This window comes from Streptococcus mitis, from assembly GCF_946188375.1.
GTDB classification, from domain to species: Bacteria; Bacillota; Bacilli; order Lactobacillales; family Streptococcaceae; genus Streptococcus; species Streptococcus mitis_CX.
The window spans coordinates 1-234 of record NZ_CAMHUS010000241.1 but is presented as its reverse complement, the minus strand read 5'-3'; the positions used below and the strand labels follow the sequence as shown (position 1 = coordinate 234).

The following is a 234-nucleotide window of genomic DNA, read 5'->3' as shown; positions in this document are numbered from 1 at the left end:
GACCAAATTTAAATTATAATTACTCGTACCCCCCTATAAAACTAGTGAAAGAATTTTCTAATAGGGTCCGGGAGTTAACAATAGAAGAAAATTCAATTTTGGCAGAAAAGGAATTATTTCAATTGGAACCTTATCTAATAACATATAAGAATTTAGTAGAGCTAGCAGTTCATCTTGATTAAATAAAGCCGGGATAACCCGGCTTTATAATCAGATTATTTATTGTGCCGCTCA

General features: G+C 32.1%; 1 protein-coding gene. It reads left to right on the top strand.

The genetic code is table 11. The features are described 5' to 3' along the window. Positions 1-182, top strand: a 182-nt coding sequence (locus N8M16_RS10180) for a hypothetical protein (RefSeq protein ID WP_261070167.1), incomplete at its 5' end; no start/stop codon positions are given. Positions 183-234 lie beyond the last annotated feature (52 nt).